14 protein-coding genes are annotated in these 15,222 nt (G+C 63.5%); 5 read left to right on the plus strand and 9 right to left on the minus strand.

Features of this window, described 5'->3' with window-relative positions:
- Position 1 precedes the first annotated feature (1 nt).
- From CGLAU_RS11395 to CGLAU_RS11405, 3 genes are all read right to left on the minus strand, one after another.
- Positions 2–502, minus strand: a complete 501-nt coding sequence (locus CGLAU_RS11395) for a phosphatase PAP2 family protein (RefSeq protein ID WP_095660808.1) — start codon at positions 500–502, stop codon at positions 2–4.
- The gene (locus CGLAU_RS11400; RefSeq protein WP_269768545.1) at positions 492–2,450 is read right to left on the minus strand and encodes a glycosyltransferase; all 1,959 of its coding nucleotides are present in this window, start codon (positions 2,448–2,450) and stop codon (positions 492–494) included. Before CGLAU_RS11400 ends, CGLAU_RS11395 begins: the two co-directional genes overlap by 11 nt.
- Before the next feature lie 107 nt (positions 2,451–2,557).
- A complete protein-coding gene (locus CGLAU_RS11405) occupies positions 2,558–3,130 on the minus strand; it encodes a TetR/AcrR family transcriptional regulator (protein ID WP_095660809.1) in 573 nt (190 codons plus the stop codon).
- Positions 3,131–3,203: 73 nt separating this feature from the next.
- Between CGLAU_RS11405 and CGLAU_RS11410 the strand changes: the two genes are divergently transcribed.
- Both CGLAU_RS11410 and CGLAU_RS11415 read left to right on the plus strand, forming a co-directional pair.
- Positions 3,204–3,884: a GAP family protein gene (locus CGLAU_RS11410; protein WP_095660810.1), complete on the plus strand. Its 681-nt coding sequence runs from the start codon at positions 3,204–3,206 to the stop codon at positions 3,882–3,884.
- 21 nt (positions 3,885–3,905) lie between these two features.
- Positions 3,906–4,223 carry a hypothetical protein gene (locus CGLAU_RS11415; protein WP_157731380.1) on the plus strand — a complete coding sequence of 106 codons (318 nt, stop codon included), beginning with the start codon at positions 3,906–3,908 and terminating at the stop codon, positions 4,221–4,223.
- Here the strand turns inward: CGLAU_RS11415 and CGLAU_RS11420 are convergent.
- Positions 4,220–5,824 (minus strand): cation:proton antiporter, encoded by a 1,605-nt coding sequence (locus tag CGLAU_RS11420; RefSeq protein ID WP_095660812.1) that lies wholly within the window; start codon positions 5,822–5,824, stop codon positions 4,220–4,222. The two genes, CGLAU_RS11415 and CGLAU_RS11420, sit on opposite strands and share 4 nt — an antisense overlap.
- Before the next feature lie 147 nt (positions 5,825–5,971).
- The gene (glf, locus tag CGLAU_RS11425) at positions 5,972–7,162 is read right to left on the minus strand and encodes a UDP-galactopyranose mutase (RefSeq protein WP_095660813.1); all 1,191 of its coding nucleotides are present in this window, start codon (positions 7,160–7,162) and stop codon (positions 5,972–5,974) included.
- A 127-nt stretch (positions 7,163–7,289) separates the two neighbouring features.
- Here glf and CGLAU_RS11430 point away from each other — a divergent pair, with 127 nt between their 5' ends.
- Positions 7,290–9,221, plus strand: a complete 1,932-nt coding sequence (locus CGLAU_RS11430; RefSeq protein ID WP_232507118.1) for an N-acetylmuramoyl-L-alanine amidase — start codon at positions 7,290–7,292, stop codon at positions 9,219–9,221.
- Here the strand turns inward: CGLAU_RS11430 and glpK are convergent.
- Positions 9,218–10,738, minus strand: a complete 1,521-nt coding sequence (gene glpK, locus CGLAU_RS11435) for a glycerol kinase GlpK (RefSeq protein ID WP_095660815.1) — start codon at positions 10,736–10,738, stop codon at positions 9,218–9,220. The genes CGLAU_RS11430 and glpK overlap by 4 nt on opposite strands.
- A gap of 512 nt (positions 10,739–11,250) precedes the next feature.
- On the opposite strand from glpK, the gene CGLAU_RS11440 reads away from it, so the two are divergent.
- Together CGLAU_RS11440 and CGLAU_RS11445 are read left to right on the plus strand one after the other, a co-directional pair.
- Complete coding sequence (locus tag CGLAU_RS11440; RefSeq protein WP_095660816.1) at positions 11,251–11,850, plus strand: hypothetical protein; 600 nt, start codon at positions 11,251–11,253, stop codon at positions 11,848–11,850.
- Between the two features lie 22 nt (positions 11,851–11,872).
- A complete protein-coding gene (locus tag CGLAU_RS11445) occupies positions 11,873–12,337 on the plus strand; it encodes a hypothetical protein (RefSeq protein WP_095660817.1) in 465 nt (154 codons plus the stop codon).
- On the opposite strand, the gene CGLAU_RS11450 is transcribed toward CGLAU_RS11445, so the two are convergent.
- From CGLAU_RS11450 to serS, 3 genes are read right to left on the minus strand one after another with little or no spacing between them, the layout of a single operon-like run.
- Positions 12,282–13,100, minus strand: coding sequence for an HAD family hydrolase (locus CGLAU_RS11450; protein WP_095660818.1), 819 nt, complete (start codon positions 13,098–13,100; stop codon positions 12,282–12,284). The genes CGLAU_RS11445 and CGLAU_RS11450 overlap by 56 nt on opposite strands.
- A 5-nt stretch (positions 13,101–13,105) precedes the next feature.
- Positions 13,106–13,948 carry a lysophospholipid acyltransferase family protein gene (locus CGLAU_RS11455; protein ID WP_232507119.1) on the minus strand — a complete coding sequence of 281 codons (843 nt, stop codon included), beginning with the start codon at positions 13,946–13,948 and terminating at the stop codon, positions 13,106–13,108.
- Positions 13,945–15,198 carry a serine--tRNA ligase gene (serS, locus tag CGLAU_RS11460; protein WP_095661197.1) on the minus strand — a complete coding sequence of 418 codons (1,254 nt, stop codon included), beginning with the start codon at positions 15,196–15,198 and terminating at the stop codon, positions 13,945–13,947. Before serS ends, CGLAU_RS11455 begins: the two co-directional genes overlap by 4 nt.
- Between the last annotated feature and the right edge of the window lie 24 nt (positions 15,199–15,222).

Raw genomic sequence — 15,222 nt, forward strand, 5'->3', positions numbered from 1 at the left:
GCTAGATCCGCCTTTCCGCCTCAATCGCAAGCTTGGCAATAGCCGCGCCGAGCGCCGCACCGGCAAGCGTGTCGGTCGGGTAGTGCACGCCGAGCACGTTACGGGAGGCCATCATCACCGGAACGAGCGCGTAGGGCCACTTCGACCCGGTGATGTCGTGCAGGTGGACGGCCGCTGCCGCGGTGTTCGTCGCGTGCGAAGAAGGGAAACTCAGCTTCGACGGGGTGCGCACACCAACCGTGATCCGCTCATCGTCCGGTCGGGGTCGGCGCACCACACGCTTCAGCACCACAGATGCCGCGTGCGCCACAAAGGTCCCAGCCCCCAGGGCAAGCCACTTCCTGCGCCTTTGCTTATCGACGATTGCGCCCACCGCAGCAACGCCCACCCAGCCCAAATCGTGTTCCCCGAAGTGGCTAAGCGTGCGGGCTGTCTTGACCGTCGCCGGCGCGTAGATGACATCCTGCAGCTGGACGAGGAAGTCTGCTTCTTTACTGCTCATCGAAAATCTTCCCCCAGTTCTCGTGGCTAGTTAGCTCGCCACGGGCATCGCGGTACGCGTGCTTGAGTTCCGGCCAGCGCTTACTGATCTCCGCGCGCAGTTCCTTCTGCTGCGCCACCAGGTCGTCGGCAAGCTTCTTGTCCCGCTTGCGGAAGGCGACGCCCGTGCCACCTGCCGTGGAAACCGTCGCAGAATCCAAGCGGGCGAGTGTGTACCAGCGTGCTTCTTCCGTGGTGAGGTTGAGCTGCGGGGCGTTCCAGTGGTCGCGGTTCTCCGGCTTGCGCAGGTGCATTAGCGCCTTCGCCGCCCACGGGAATTTCTTGACCTTGGCCAGGCGGCCGCCGATCGTACGGGTGGGCACGCCCGGCGCGCCCGTGGGCGCCGGAAGGTCCGCAGCTGACTCGACAACCTGCGCGTCGGCAAAGTCCTTCCGGATCGCCTGGATTCGCGGCAGCGCAGACTCCAGGATGTCGAAGAGCTGGTCCGGGCCGGCGAGGAAGTCCTTCATCGCCTCGTTTTGGATGGCGATCGTCGAATACTCCATGCACATGTAGTGCTTGGAGGTGGACTTCGACATGTTCTTCAGCATCGCGGTTGGGTCTTCGGGGCCGTAGATGCTGGCCACGATGAGGCGGTTGCGCATGTGGAAGTACGCCTGCCAGTCAATCGCGTCGTCCTTGTCGGCCCAGGCCATGTGCCAGATCGCGACGCCAGGCCAGGTGACCGTCGGGAAGCCGGCTTCCTTTGCGCGCAGGGCGTACTCGTTGTCGTCCCACTTGATGAACAGCGGCAGCGGCAGCCCGAGCTGCTCCGCGACCACGCGGGGAAACAGGTTCATCCACCAGCCGTTGTAGTCCACATCGACGCGGCGGTGCAGCGCCCGCGACGTGGTCTTGCGCGGATCCAGATCTTCCTGCTCGGTGCCCACGTAGCCCAGCGGGTACTTGGAAAAGTCGTGGTCGTAGACGGCGTGTTCCGCGGCGCGGAACATGAAGATGTCCTTGTCCACCGCCTCGCCGGTGGTGCGCAGCTGCGCGCGGTCCTGCAGGTTGAGCATCTGCCCGCCGACCAGGATGGGTTGGTTGGCATACCGCGCCGCCTGCACCGCGCGCACAATCGAGTCCGGCTCGATCGCGATGTCATCGTCCATGTACAGAATGAACGGCGCATCGGTGGAGTTCAGCGCCTCGTACATGATTCGCGAGTACCCGCCCGAACCACCGAGGTTGCCCTGCGAGAAAATCCGCAGCTTACCGCCCAGATTCTTCTCCGCATCCTCAAAGTCAGGTTCGTCGGCAGGGTGCTGGTTGCCCTGGTCCGGCATGAGCACATGGCTTATCGACGCCTCGACATACGCGTCTTCGGCCAAAGCATGCAGCGCATTGACGGCGTCTCGAGGACGGTTGAAAGTAGGGATGCCTACGGCCACCTGCTTGGGCTGGGGTGGGACAACGGTGCCGTCGTCAAGCACCTGCTCCTTGGGGTCCTGGGGCGCGACCCAGGCCGCATTGCGTACCTGCGCATCGGTTTCTGCGGTGATGTCGAACCAGAGCCAGCCGCCGTCTTCGAAGTTGCGCAGCTCGAGCGGGATTTCGATGTGCTCGTCGGCGGCTTCGGTGTTGATGACGGAGATGCGTGTGCCGTCGTGCTTCGAGCGGTAGACGGAGATGGTGGCGCGGCCCTCGACATCCATCGCGAGTAGGACGGAGCTGAGCTGCGACCAACGGCGCCAGTAGCTTGCCGGGAAGGCGTTGAAGTAGGTTTCGAAGCTGGCCTCGTTGCCGGCGGGGATGGTGAAGCTCGTGCGGTCGGACCAGCTCAGACGCTGTTTATTGTGCTCGTCTTCGATGAGGTAGAGCATGCGGACGTCGCGCGGTTCGCCCTTTTTCGGCATCAGCACACGCGCGAGCACGCGGTCGGTCTGGGCGGCGTTCGTGGTCTTTTCCACAAGTCTCACTTTCCGTTTCCGGCTCTTTTGGTCCGGCCCTGAAACATTCGTGGATAAGCGTAACGGTTCGGGCACGGAAACTTCGACTGGCTCACGGTTGGGTGGGGTTAACCGGAGAAGAGGAGGCGCAGGCCTTCGCGGAGGTCGGCCACGATGCGGTCGGCCTCCGATTCGGGTACGCGCAGGTTGTCCAGCGTTAGGCCGTTGATCAGCGCGGTTACTAGTCGCGCTTTCGGCTTTGCTTGATCACTGCCGCCGAGCGCCAGGACCACGCTGTTCTGGAAATCCTCGAGCACCTCGGTGTAGAGCTTCGCGATCCACTCGCGGGTCGCCGAAGCTGAGCCGTAGGTGACCCAGATTGCGGCGTCTTCAGAACGAACGCCGCCGATGGGGAGGAGCTCTGCGAGCCGTGCCACCCAAGTCTCAAGCACGTCGTCTTCGTCGGCGATAGCGTCGACGCGCTCCCCTTGCCGTTGGATAGAGCGGATGAACGCGTGCGCGAGCAGCGTGTCCTTGTTCGGAGCGTGGTACTGCACCGACCCGGCGGCGAACCCGGATTCCTTCGCCACCTCCCGCACGCTCACGGCATCGAGGCCGCGCGACGCAATGATGCGGATGGTCGCGTCGGCGATGGTCGCGGCCGATTCCGAAAACTGATGATCCAGGGAAAAGTCGTTCATGGTTGCGCACCAGTCTAGTTTCTCGTACGTTCGTAAGGCGTAATACGTTCGTACGAGAGAATCGGAGCGTCCTATGGGTTCGGCCATTCCCGTTATTGGCTTGGCGCTGCTCGACAGCCTGAGCCTGGGCACCCTTGTCATCCCCCTTGCACTCATCGTCCATTGGCGCGCCGTTAGAGTGCCGGCACTGACCGCGTACCTGTTCACCGTTGCCGCGGTGTATTTCTTCCTCGGGCTGGGAATGCTCCTCGGGTTCGCCGGCCTGGGCTCGGTCGCCGAACGGGTCACGCGGGCCGATGTTTTCCCGTGGATCACGTTGACGCTGGGCGCGGTCCTTGCGATCTTCGGCATCTTCGGCCCCAACCCCACCAAGCCCGAACCCGGCCAGTTACCAAAACGCGCAGCCGGAGCGACAAGCAATGTGCCGAGCATGGTGGCCCTCGGCCTCGGTGCATCCCTCACCGAGGCGGCGACCATGCTGCCGTACATCGCCGCCATGGGCATCATTGGCAGCTGGGACATCCCCTCCGCGGCAAAGGCCGGGGCGGTGGGCATCTACTGCCTCATCATGATCGTGCCCACGGTCGTCTTGGCCACTTTCGCGCTGCTTTTCGGCCCAAAGTTCTTCCCGCGTCTCGAGCGCCTCATCCCCCGCCTCGAGTACGAGGCGAAAGTGACGCTTCTGTGGATTGCAGCCATCGTCGGCATCTACATGGTTGCCCATAGCGTTGCGACGATCCGCGGCGACCTCTAAGGCCCGCTAGACTCCGAAACCATGCGATCTCCCGCAATGGATTACATCCTCGGCACGCTGCTCATCCTCCTGGCGGCAGCCTCGTTCACCTTCCTCAGCGGTTCGACGGCCGTGTTCATCGGCATCTTCGGCGCAGTAGCGGGGGCGGTGTTCATCGTGCGCGGCATCCAGGCCAACGACACCCCGCAAGATCCGCGCCAGATCGAACTCGACTCACTGAATGAGCAGTTCGATGCACAGTACGGCGGCGAGATGAGCCAAGACTACGACTGGGACGCCCACTACCAACGCAACTTTGGGCAAGGGAACGCGGATGGCGTGGAAGGCGGGCGTCGTTAAGCTTCTCTTTTCCTTTCGATGACCTGGCGGGGGCTGGCGAGCGCTGACCGTTCGTTGCCGATCACGATGCGGTCGATGTCATCCAGCACCGCGTCCACATCGGCGGGGTTGTAGCGGCGCTCGGTGCGAGCTTTTTGCAGCTCAGCGGTGGCAGCTTCGAGCGCAATCTTCTGCATCTCAGCCGCCGCGAATCGAGCTCGAGCCAGTGCTTCACGACGTTCTTTCGCGCCCTCAGGATCAGCCGTACGCCGATCTGCGAGCGTAGCCAGCCAATCCTGAATCATGGCGTAAGACTCGGGAGCAAGCTCCTGCCCGTGCTCCTGCACCGCCCGGCGCGCAGCCGCATAAGCACGGTCATTGAGCTCGGCGTTGGCCTTGTCGCCGCGGGCATCGGGGCCGGCATCGAGGTTCATCTTGCCAACCAGCCACGGCAGGAGCAGACCCGGGATCACCATGGTGAACATGAGCACGCTCAGCGCGATGACGGAGAACTCGTGGTGGTAATCAGTCGTACCAGCTGGAATCGAAAGCACGAGCGCCAAGGTCACCAGGCCGCGCATGCCGGCCCAGGTCATGAGCAGCACTTCTTGCATGCGCAGCGGCGCCACGTCCGTGCGGTTCATCCGCTTCTTGAACATGTAAAGCACCCACATGCAGGCGAAACGCACCGCGAACGCGACGATTGAGAGCACGAGTCCGATGCCAATTGCCTCCAGGACCATGGTCCCGGCATCATCTATCGCCTCGCGCACGCTCATGCCAATCAGGCCGAACGCGAGTCCGGTGAACAGCAGTTCAACCGTTTCCCAGAACGAGTGGCCGGAGAGGCGGTCTTCGGCGGTGAACGACGCGCGTGAGGACATTTCAACGGCCGCGATCACGATCGCGATGACACCCGACGCGTGGATTTCCTCCGCTGCGACAAAGATCGCGAAAGGCAAGACCCAGGTGAACGCAGTACGGGTGACGGAATCATGCACCGAGTTGACGAACAGCGCCGCTAAACGGCCAACGATCAGGCCAATAATCACCGCGACGACAGCGGAGTATAGGAAGTTCAGCGCGCCTTCGCTGAAGTCGACCTCCCCGTCGGCGACGAGTGCGGCCAACGCCACGTTGAACGCGACGATGGACGCCGCGTCGTTGAACAGGCCCTCGGTCTGCAGCGTTCCGGTGATGCGCTTCGGAATGCCGGCGGGTCCTGCGACCGCGTCCACAGCCACCGGATCCGGCGGGGCAATCGCCGCAGCAAGCACCATCGCCGCTGCGAGACCGATACCCGGCATGAGCCACATTGCCGTTGCCGTCAACGCCGCGATGGTGAGAAATACCAGCGCCACGGACATGACGAGCACCACGTGCATTTGCGCGCGGATCATGCCCCAGCTCGTGCGGCGGGCCAGGGACCACAAAAGCGGTGGAATGAAGATCGGCAGGATGAGGTCCGTGTCGAGACTGACCGTCTCAATGCCTGGGATGAAGAGCACCGGGGCGACAGCGACGGTCAGTAGCGCTGGCCACGGCAGGCCGGTGCGCTCACCGATTTCAGCGACGAAGACGGTAGCGAGCAGCAGGCCGATGATTGAGAGGAAGACTGTCACGGCGTGCAATCGTAATTGAACAGGTAGCGCGGGGTACGCGCGAGTGTTCACGCCGAGGTAAGCGGCCCTTGCCCTTGAGGTCTACTTTCGAGACCCTCCGTTGTAGACCTCAAGCTGGTCAGCGGCCCCGGTGGCCAGCTCAACCCCCTAGTGGCCGCGGGCCTGGTGAATCGGCTCGCCGGATTCGAAGTACGGGCGCAGGTGGTTGTCGAACAGCGACAGCGCCGCACCGATCGCCATGTGCATGTCCAGGTACTGGTAGGTGCCCAGGCGTCCGCCGAAGAGCACCTTGTTCTCGCGGGACTCCTCGGCGGCCAGCTCGCGGTACTTCAACAGCTTCTCGCGGTCCTCCGGGGTGTTGATCGGGTAATACACCTCGTCGTTGTCCTCGGCGAAGCGGGAGTATTCCTTCACAATCACCGTCTTGTCGTCCGGGTATTCGGAGCGCTCCGGGTGGAAGTGGCGGAACTCGTGGATGCGGGTGTACGGCACGTCGGCGTCGTTGTAGTTCATCACCGGAGTGCCCTGGAAATCGCCGGTCTCCAGCACTTCCTTCTCAAAGTCCAGTGTGCGCCAGCCGAGGCGCCCCTCGACGTAGTCGAAGTAGCGGTCCACCGGGCCGGTGTACACCACTGGTGCGTCGGAGGAATCTGCGCGGACCTCGTCCCGGATATCGAACCAGTCGGTGTTCACGCGGACATCGATAAGCTCATGCTCTGCCATCTTCTCAAGCCAGGCTGCGTAACCGTCGACCGGAAGGCCCTCGTACTTGTCGTTGAAGTAGCGGTTGTTGAAGGTGTAGCGGACCGGGAGGCGGGAGATGATCTCCGGTGGCAGGTCGGTCGGGTCGGTCTGCCACTGCTTTGCGGTGTAGTGCTTCACAAACGCGTCGTAGAGCGGCTTGCCAATCAGCGCAATGCCGCGCTCCTCCAGGTTCGTCGCCTCGGCCGGATCCTTGCCTTCGCGCTGCTCCTCGATGAGAGCCTTGGCCTCGTCGGGGGTGTAGTAGCGGCCGAAGAACTGGTTGATCAGGCCCAGTCCCATAGGGAACTGGTAGGCGGTGCCGTCGTGCATCGCGAAGACGCGGTGCTGGTAGTCGGTGAAATCGGTGAAACGGTTGACGTACTCCCACACGCGGTCGTTCGAGGTGTGGAACAGGTGCGCGCCGTATTTGTGCACCTCGATGCCGGTCTCCGGGTCGGCTTCGGAGTAGGCGTTGCCGCCGATGTGCTCGCGCTTTTCCACCACTAGCACGCGTTTACCCAGCTCACTGGCGGCCTGTTCCGCCACGGTGAGCCCGAAAAATCCAGATCCAACAACGATGAGGTCATAAGCCATGGGCTCAAGTCTCGCATACATGGGCAAGGACCGCGACACGCCAAGTCTCAACATGTGCTTGAGAGTTCAACGTGGTTTATAGTGCACATTGATTAACTAACCTCACATCAGTCACAGGAGTAATACCGTGCACCAACGCCGAAGCCTCAACCGTGCGTCCCGCCGGATGCACCCCGCATGGGCGGCCATTAGCGCAGCCACCGTCGCCGTGGCCATGGTCGCCACCGCAGCATTCGGCGGCGGCAACATCCTCCAGGTTCAATCCGTCGCACCCGCGAATATCGAGGTCTACTCCGACACCGACACGTTCGCCGGCGGCGACAGCATCGTCGTCGACGACGCCGCCGTGCGCACCCAGGGTGGCGAAGACACCGAGGTCCGCCGCGTGGTCAAAGAGTTCCAGCGCGAGCGCGAGTTCTCCATCTTCGCGCTGACCTGGACCGGCGATCGCGACATCGTCGCCTACGTCCGCGCCGAGCGTGCCGACGGCACGTGGTCCGAGTGGTACGAAATGGAACCGGCAAGTTTGCCGGCTGGCGCGCTCAAGGCCGGCACCGACCCGATCTTCATCGAGCCGACCAAGCGCGTCCAGGTCTCCACCGGCAACGTCGACATGCTTGAAGACGGCCGCGCGGATTCCGAGGCCCCCACCACCGCCAACGACCTCGAAGCCGTGTTCATCGACGGCGGTACCGGCACCGCCGAAGGCGACGTCAACATGGTCGCCGACTCGTACACCGCGGGTATGCCGAAGGTGGTCTCCCGCGCATCGTGGGGCGCAGGTTCGAGCAGCAACCCGACCTACACCGAGCCCGTCACGGCCGCGACAGTGCACCACACCGCCGGCTCCAACAACTACACCGAGGCCCAGGCCCCCGGCATCGTTCGAGGCATCTGGCACTACCACGCTGTGACTCAGGGATGGGGCGACATGGGCTACAACGCCCTCGTCGATAAGTACGGCAACATCTACGAGGGCCGAGCTGGCGGCCTGGACCGTGCCGTGCAGGGCGCGCACGTCGGCGGCTTCAACGCCAACACCTGGGGCGTTTCCGTGCTGGGCGACTACCAGCAGACCTCGCCGTCGCAGCAGGCGATCCAGTCCTTGGGCGAGATCATTGGATGGAAGGCCGCCGTTGCCGGCTTCGACCCGATGGGCCAGAGCTACCACGCCGCGGACTTCAATTTCCGCGGCTCCCGCTACGGTCAGGGGCAAGGCGCGATGTTCCCGAACATCAACGCGCACCGCGACTTCCACTACAACCAGTGCCCGGGTGACAACCTGTACGCACGGATGGACGACATCCGCCGCATCGCCGCGGTGAAGTACAACGCGCTGAAGACCTCCGACGCCAACCCGTCCACTACTGCGACCACCACACCGAGCCAGAAACAGAGCCAGAAGCAGAACCAGAACCAGAACCAGAACCAGAACCAGACCCGCACTGAGACGGTGACCAACCAAAACGGCTCGAAGACCACGGTCACCAACAACAGCGACAGCGAGACCAGCTCCGCCGATTCCCAGCTGCTCTCCGACCTGCTCGCCGGCGACGCCACCGCCATCGCCACCGCTGCGGGCACGGTCGCAGGAGTCATCCTCGTCTACGCGGCCAAGCAGGGTTTGCTTGACGACGCCATCAAGAACGTCGCAGGCCAAGAACTGATCGCCGGCCTGACAGTGAAGGATGCCGCCCCATACATCGGCCCGGCGTTGAAGTTCGTCGGCAGCTCCGAGGTGGCGGACGTGTGGTACCAGTTCGAACCAGCGCTGGGCAATATCGTCGGCACGGGAGCCGGCATCGGTGGCTCGGAGATGGTGTTCTACGAGAGCGGCATCGGCGTGCAGAACAACTCCGGCGAGATCTTCACCATGGTCGGCGAGATCGCCGATGCGTGGCTGCAGCAGGGCCTCGACCTCGGCCCGCTGGGCCTGCCTACCTCGCAGATCATCAGCACCGGTAACGCAGGCGACCTGGATGAAGTGAAGATGGAGTTCGAAGGCGGCGCGATCGTCTACACCCCGTCCGAGAACACGGTGAACATCATCACTGATTAGACCTGACCGTAGGAGCGCTCTACCGCGTCCTCCCACTGCGCAATGAGCCGGTCCCGATCGGGGCCGGCCATTTCGCTTTCAAACGTTGTGATCGGGCCCAGCGGCAAAGGGGCGTCGATAAGCTTGGCTCCCATCCCTGCCGCCGAGGCCGCACCCATCACTGTCGTCTCAATGTTTTCGGGCCGCGCCACATCGACGCCCAGGATGTCCGCCTGCATCTGCATGAGCAGGTCATTGTCGGTCATCCCACCGTCCACCTTCAGCTCGCTCGGGTCGCCACCCATCGCCCGCACCACCTCGAACGTCTGCAGGCAGGTCGCCTCCAGCGCCGCACGAACAATGTGTCGCTTATCGACGTAGCGTGTCAGCCCACAAATGATCCCCCTCGCATCCGGACGCCACCGCGGGGCAAACAGCCCAGAAAACGCCGGCACGATGGTGACGCCGCCGGAGTCCTCTACCTGCGCTGCGAGCGTTTCCGTCTCCGCCGCTGTCTTGATGATGCCGAGCTGGTCGCGCAGCCACTGAATCAGCGAACCACCGACCGCGACTGAGCCCTCCTGCGCGTACACCGCGGGTTGGTCTTCGATTTGGTACGCCACCGTGGTGAGCATGCCCGTCTCCGAATGCACCGGTGTTTGACCCGTGTTGAGCAGCATGAACAGGCCAGTGCCGTAGGTCATCTTCGCGTCGTTCTGCGTGAGGCAGTTTTGGCCGAACAGCGCTGCCTGTTGGTCGCCGAGCACACCGGTGATGGGGACCCCTGCCAGAGGCCCGCGGCTTCGCACGGCGCCGAACCTGCCTATCGAGGGCCTGATCTGGGGCAAGATTTCTTGGGGTACGCGCAGGTCGTCGCAAAGCGAACTGCTCCACTCGAGTGATTTGAGATCCATGAGCAGGGTGCGGCTGGCGTTGGTGACATCCGTGAGGTGCAGCGCGTTGTGCGGCTCGCGCGCGCCGCCGGTGAGATTCCAGATCAGCCACGTGTCGATCGTGCCGGCGAGGAGTTCGCCGTTTGCGGCGCGCTCACGGGCGCCGTCGACGTGGTCGAGGATCCATGCCCACTTCGGTCCGGCCGGGTATGAGTTGTGCAGCAGACCGGTTTGCTCATGGTATCTGTACTGGTCGCGCGAGTCGGGCGGGTTCGTGCGAGTGTCCTGCCAGACGATCGCGTTGTAGATCGGCCGGCCCGTTGCTTTTTCCCAGATCACCGCGGTTTCGCGCTGGTTGGTGATGCCGAGCGCGCTGATGTCCTCGTCCGCGAGGTCGATGTCCGCGAGCGCCTCGACGATCGCGCGGCGGGTGTTGCGCCAAATCTCCACCGGATCGTGCTCCAGCCAGCCCTGGCGAGGCAGGTGCTGGCGATGCTCGAACTGCGCGTGCGAGACGACGTTGCCGTCCGTGTCCGTGATGAACACGCGCGTCGACGTCGTGCCCTGGTCAATCGCGGCGATGTACTTCGCGCCGTTGTGCTTGGCTTGTGGCTTCGCTTGCGACTTCGCGGCGTTTTGCTGCATGTCGCGATTGTATTCAGCGCGTTCTCCTGTGCTCAGATCCCCTCTTGTAGAAGGGTCGAAGTACCGCCAGAACTCGACCTGGGGTTTTCCACGGTCATTCTTCGACCCTTCTACATTGGTTGTAGAGGGGTCGATGGATAGCGGCGAGGCGACCTGGGCTTTCACCTTCCACAGTTTCGGACCCCTCTACAACCGGGTTATCCACCGGGCTATCCGCAGCGCTGACACAGGGGCTTCCATTTCCGACAAAACTAGTCCATCATCGCGCTATGACATCTACTTCGAAAATAGCGAAACGTAAACAACAGGAACTCAAGCTCATCGATCGGGTCGCCATTGCAACAAGAAAAGCTGTGATTACCGGCCCAGCGGGGGCGAGACTCTTAGGACTATCCACCTATTCCTGGATAGAGCAGGTCGACCTCGTACTACCGGGCTGCTCGAATTCATGGGGCACACAGCGGCCTTACCCCGACCGCGTCTACCGCAGCGCAAAAATTACCGAACAGGAAGTGAGCGACTACCACGGGTTTCGCGTGGCTAGCCTTGCGCGGTGCCTATTCGACTCGTACCGGTACCACGGACGCACCGAGGCGCTCGTGCAGATCGAGTCCGCCCGTTGGAAGCACAAAGACCTCTCGGTGAAAGAGTTACTTTCCCGCACCTCAAACATCACCCGCGGCAATGGAATTCGAGAGTTCGAAGCTCTCATCCGCTACTCCTGCGACACCTGCCAAAGCCCGCTCGAAACGCTCGTGCGCGACGCGATCTTGCAGGCTATGCAGGACGGCACGCTCACCGGCATCCAATCCATCGAGCACCAGGTCGCCTTCACCATCACCGATCAGTACGGGGAGCAGACCAGAGCTATTGTCGACGTCCTGTTGAACGGCTTCATCGCCATCGAGGCGGATGGAGCCGTGAAGACGAGCGGCGAGTACGGGGACGAGGACACGATCACCCGCTCGGAACGCCACCGGGAGCGCGAACTGCAGAACCGCGGCTTTGTGGTGCTGCGAGTGACCTGGAAGGACGTGACGTCGGGTGTGTTCATCCAAAAACTCAAGCGACTGCTCGAGATGTACCCCGTGCCGGCGACGCGCCCGGCGTAAGCACCGCACTACCATCGCAGCTATGAGTGCAACCAACGCAGCGGAAAAGACGCTCGCGGTGATCTCCGTGATCTCCGTCGCTGGAGCAGCGGTCGCGGTCACGTACGTCGTCGTGTCGATGGCATGGTCGTTGGCAACTGGAACCTATATCGACCTGGACGAGAAGTTCTCCATCTTTTATCTCATCCCAGGCATAGCGTTCATGGTGGCGGCATTGGTCGGCGCGGTGATTGGGCTGGGCATGCGCGGCATTGCTAGAAGCTGGAGCCACCCAGCGAAACTCATGACTTTCGGCCACGTCGCATCCTGGGCACTGGGGACAGGGTTCTACCTGTTCGTTCGGTTCTTTTGGCCCAACCCGTGGCTAATGATCTTTATCTTCGCCGTCGCCGCGCTCGGCCAGCTCCTCACGCTCATTGGCCTGGTACAGCTCAGAACCAGTGCTCGAGCACAGCCGTCACGCCATCCTCGTCGTTCGACACCGTGACGTGATCAGCGGCGTCCAGCAGCACCGGCGAAGCATTCGCCATCGCCACGCCCATGCCCACCCACGCGAGCATCTCCAGGTCATTCGGCATATCCCCGAACGCCACAATCTCCTCCGGCGCAACCCCGTACTGCGCCGCCAGCACCGACACCCCGGTCGCCTTGTTCACACCGGGCTGCGAGAACTCGAGCAGCCCCTCATCCATCGAGTACGTCACGTGCGCCTCATCCGGATCAACCACCGGCGCGACCAGCTCAAACATCTCCGCAGAAGTCATCGCCGGGCAGCGCACCAGTAGTTTTGCCGCAGGCACAGACACCAGCTCCTGCACCGTCACCACCCCGAATCGCGAATCCCACGCGTCGCGGTTGTAGCTCGGCGTGATCAGGAAACACTCGTCCTCCGGATCCAGCGCACTCTGCCCCACTCGCTCCACCCCGTAGCCATGCTCCACGCCGCGCAGCACCCGCTCCACCTCACTGACCACCGACGCCATCGTGTCCGGCGCCAGCTCAAACGCTCGCAGCACGGTGTCGCTCCCCGGGTCGTACACCACCGCGCCGTTCGCGCACACGCACGGCGGGGCAAACGGCAGCTGGTCCAGCACCGGCAGCAGCCATCGATGCGGCCTACCCGTCGCTAAGCCGAAAAAAGCTCCAGCTCGCACAGCCCGCGCAACCACGTCGCGCAGCCGCGGGGTGACGCGACCTTGGGAGTTCAGGAAGGTTCCATCAATGTCGCTGATGATCAGTTTCGGGGGCATTTCGCTTATCGACGCCCCTTCCGACGCGCCTTCTTCGCCTTCTTCTCTTCCCGAGCCGCGCGCTCAAGGCGGTAGATCTCGTCCGCCTCCTCGACGGTCGGGGCGGTGCCTCCAAGCGCGACCGGCATCCACGCCTCGCCCTCGCCGGAGCCGTGGGCCTCGGCGTACTCGGCTCGGGTGGTGTCCAGAAGCGCCTGCATGTCGGCTTTCAAGCGCGCGGTATCGGCCTCGGCGTCCCCGGTGAGCTCCACGGGCGCGCCATAGCGGATGATCACCGGCACGTTGCGGAAGCGTTTCGGCAGGTCCTTCGTCCACAGACGCTGCGAGCCCCAGATGACACACGGGACGAGCGGCGCGTCGGCGGCGTACGCGATGCGCGCGGCGCCGGTTTTGAAGTTCGCGAGCTCGAAGGAGCGCGAGATCGTCGCCTCCGGGAAGATGCCCACGAGCATGCCGTCTTGAAGCTCGTGCACGGCAGCGTCGATGGAGGAGCCGCCGCGCTTGCGATCCACCGGCACGTGGCGCATCCTGCGCAAGATCGGACCGAGAAGCTTGACGTCGAAGACGCTCTTCTTCGCCATGTAGCGCACGAGGCGCTGCCCGCGCAGGTGCGGTCCGACGGCGGCGAGGATGAAGTCGTAGTAGCCGGTGTGGTTACCGGCGAGCAGCGCGCCGCCGGTTGCCGGGATGTGCTCGGTGCCGTACACCGTAACGTCGATGTTGGATACGTGCAGAAAACGCCGCGCCATGCGCACCGTGGCCGGGTAGAGCCCTTCGCGCGATTCGCTCGGGTGGTCCGGGACCGGCTCGAAGTCGTCCGGGACGTGGAAGCCCAGGTAGGTTTTCACGGTGTCAGCACGTCCTTGCCCACCCACGGACGCAGCGCCTCGGGCACGACGACGGAGCCGTCGGCCTGCTGGTGGTTCTCCAGGATGGCCACCAGCCAGCGCGTGGTGGCCAGGGTGCCGTTGAGCGTCGCCGCGGTCTGCGTCTTGCCGTCCGCGTCGCGGTAGCGGGTATTCAGGCGGCGCGCCTGGAACGTGGTGCAGTTCGAGGTCGAGGTCAGCTCGCGGTAGGTGTTCTGAGACGGCACCCACGCCTCGGTGTCGAATTTCCGCGCCGCGGAAGATCCGAGATCGCCGGCCGCGACGTCGATAATGCGATACGGCACCTCGACCTGCTCGAGCATTTCGCGCTCGAGGCCGAGCAGCTTTTGGTGCATCTCCTCGGCATCTTCGGGCTTGCAGTAAACGAACATCTCCAGCTTGTCGAACTGGTGGACACGCAGAATGCCCTTCGTGTCCTTGCCGTAAGAGCCAGCTTCTCGACGGAAGCAGCTCGACCACCCGGCGTAAAGCAGAGGACCATCTGAGAGATCGATGATCTCGTCTCGGTGGTAACCGGCAAGCGCCACCTCGGACGTGCCCACGAGGTAGAGCTCATCGCGCTCGAGGTAGTAAATCTCCTCGTCGTGCTCGTCGAGGAAGCCGGTGCCGGCCATGATCTCCGGGCGCACGAGCACCGGCGGGACGATGACCTTGAATCCTGCTTCACGCGCCTTCTGAGCTGCGAGCATGAGCATGCCCAGCTGCATCCAGGCCCCGTCGCCGACCAGGTAGTAGAAGCGCGCGCCGCCGACCTTTGCGCCACGGGCCATGTCGATGATGCCAAGCGCCTCGCCCAGGTCGAGGTGGTCTTTGACCTCAAAGTCGAATTCGGGAACCTCGCCGACGTGCTCGAGGACCTCGAAGTCCTCCTCGCCGCCGGCCGGCGCGCCTTGGATCGGGTTCGGGATAGCCACCTGCAGTCGCGCGACCGCTTCAGCGGCTTCAGCCTCGGCGGCTTCGGCTTCCTTGACGCGGTGCTTCAGCTCGTTCGATCCCTCGAGCAGCGCAGGACGATCCTCGGGTGCCGCCTGGCCGATCTTCTTGCCAAACGCCTTCTGCTCTCCGCGCAGCTCATCAGCCGTCTGGATGGCGGCACGGCGGGCTTCGTCGGCGGCCAGCAGCTGATCTACCAAGCCCGGGTCTTCGCCTCGGGCGACCTGGGATTGGCGAACGTGGTCAGGGTTTTCGCGCACACTCTTAAGATCGATCACGCCTTGAGACTCTACCGTGTTCAC

It is taken from the genome of Corynebacterium glaucum (genome assembly GCF_002287505.1).
Taxonomy (GTDB): Bacteria; Actinomycetota; Actinomycetes; order Mycobacteriales; family Mycobacteriaceae; genus Corynebacterium; species Corynebacterium glaucum.

Excerpts from the sequence above, each read along its gene's own strand:
- CGLAU_RS11395 (WP_095660808.1), bottom strand. The coding sequence starts at position 502 with ATGAGCAGTAAAGAAGCAGACTTCCTCGTCCAGCTGCAGGATGTCATC.
- CGLAU_RS11405 (WP_095660809.1), bottom strand. The coding sequence starts at position 3,130 with ATGAACGACTTTTCCCTGGATCATCAGTTTTCGGAATCGGCCGCGACC.
- CGLAU_RS11410 (WP_095660810.1), top strand. The coding sequence starts at position 3,204 with ATGGGTTCGGCCATTCCCGTTATTGGCTTGGCGCTGCTCGACAGCCTG.
- CGLAU_RS11415 (WP_157731380.1), top strand. The coding sequence starts at position 3,906 with ATGCGATCTCCCGCAATGGATTACATCCTCGGCACGCTGCTCATCCTC.
- glf (WP_095660813.1), bottom strand. The coding sequence starts at position 7,162 with ATGGCTTATGACCTCATCGTTGTTGGATCTGGATTTTTCGGGCTCACC.
- glpK (WP_095660815.1), bottom strand. The coding sequence starts at position 10,738 with ATGCAGCAAAACGCCGCGAAGTCGCAAGCGAAGCCACAAGCCAAGCAC.
- CGLAU_RS11445 (WP_095660817.1), top strand. The coding sequence starts at position 11,873 with ATGAGTGCAACCAACGCAGCGGAAAAGACGCTCGCGGTGATCTCCGTG.
- CGLAU_RS11450 (WP_095660818.1), bottom strand. The coding sequence starts at position 13,100 with ATGCCCCCGAAACTGATCATCAGCGACATTGATGGAACCTTCCTGAAC.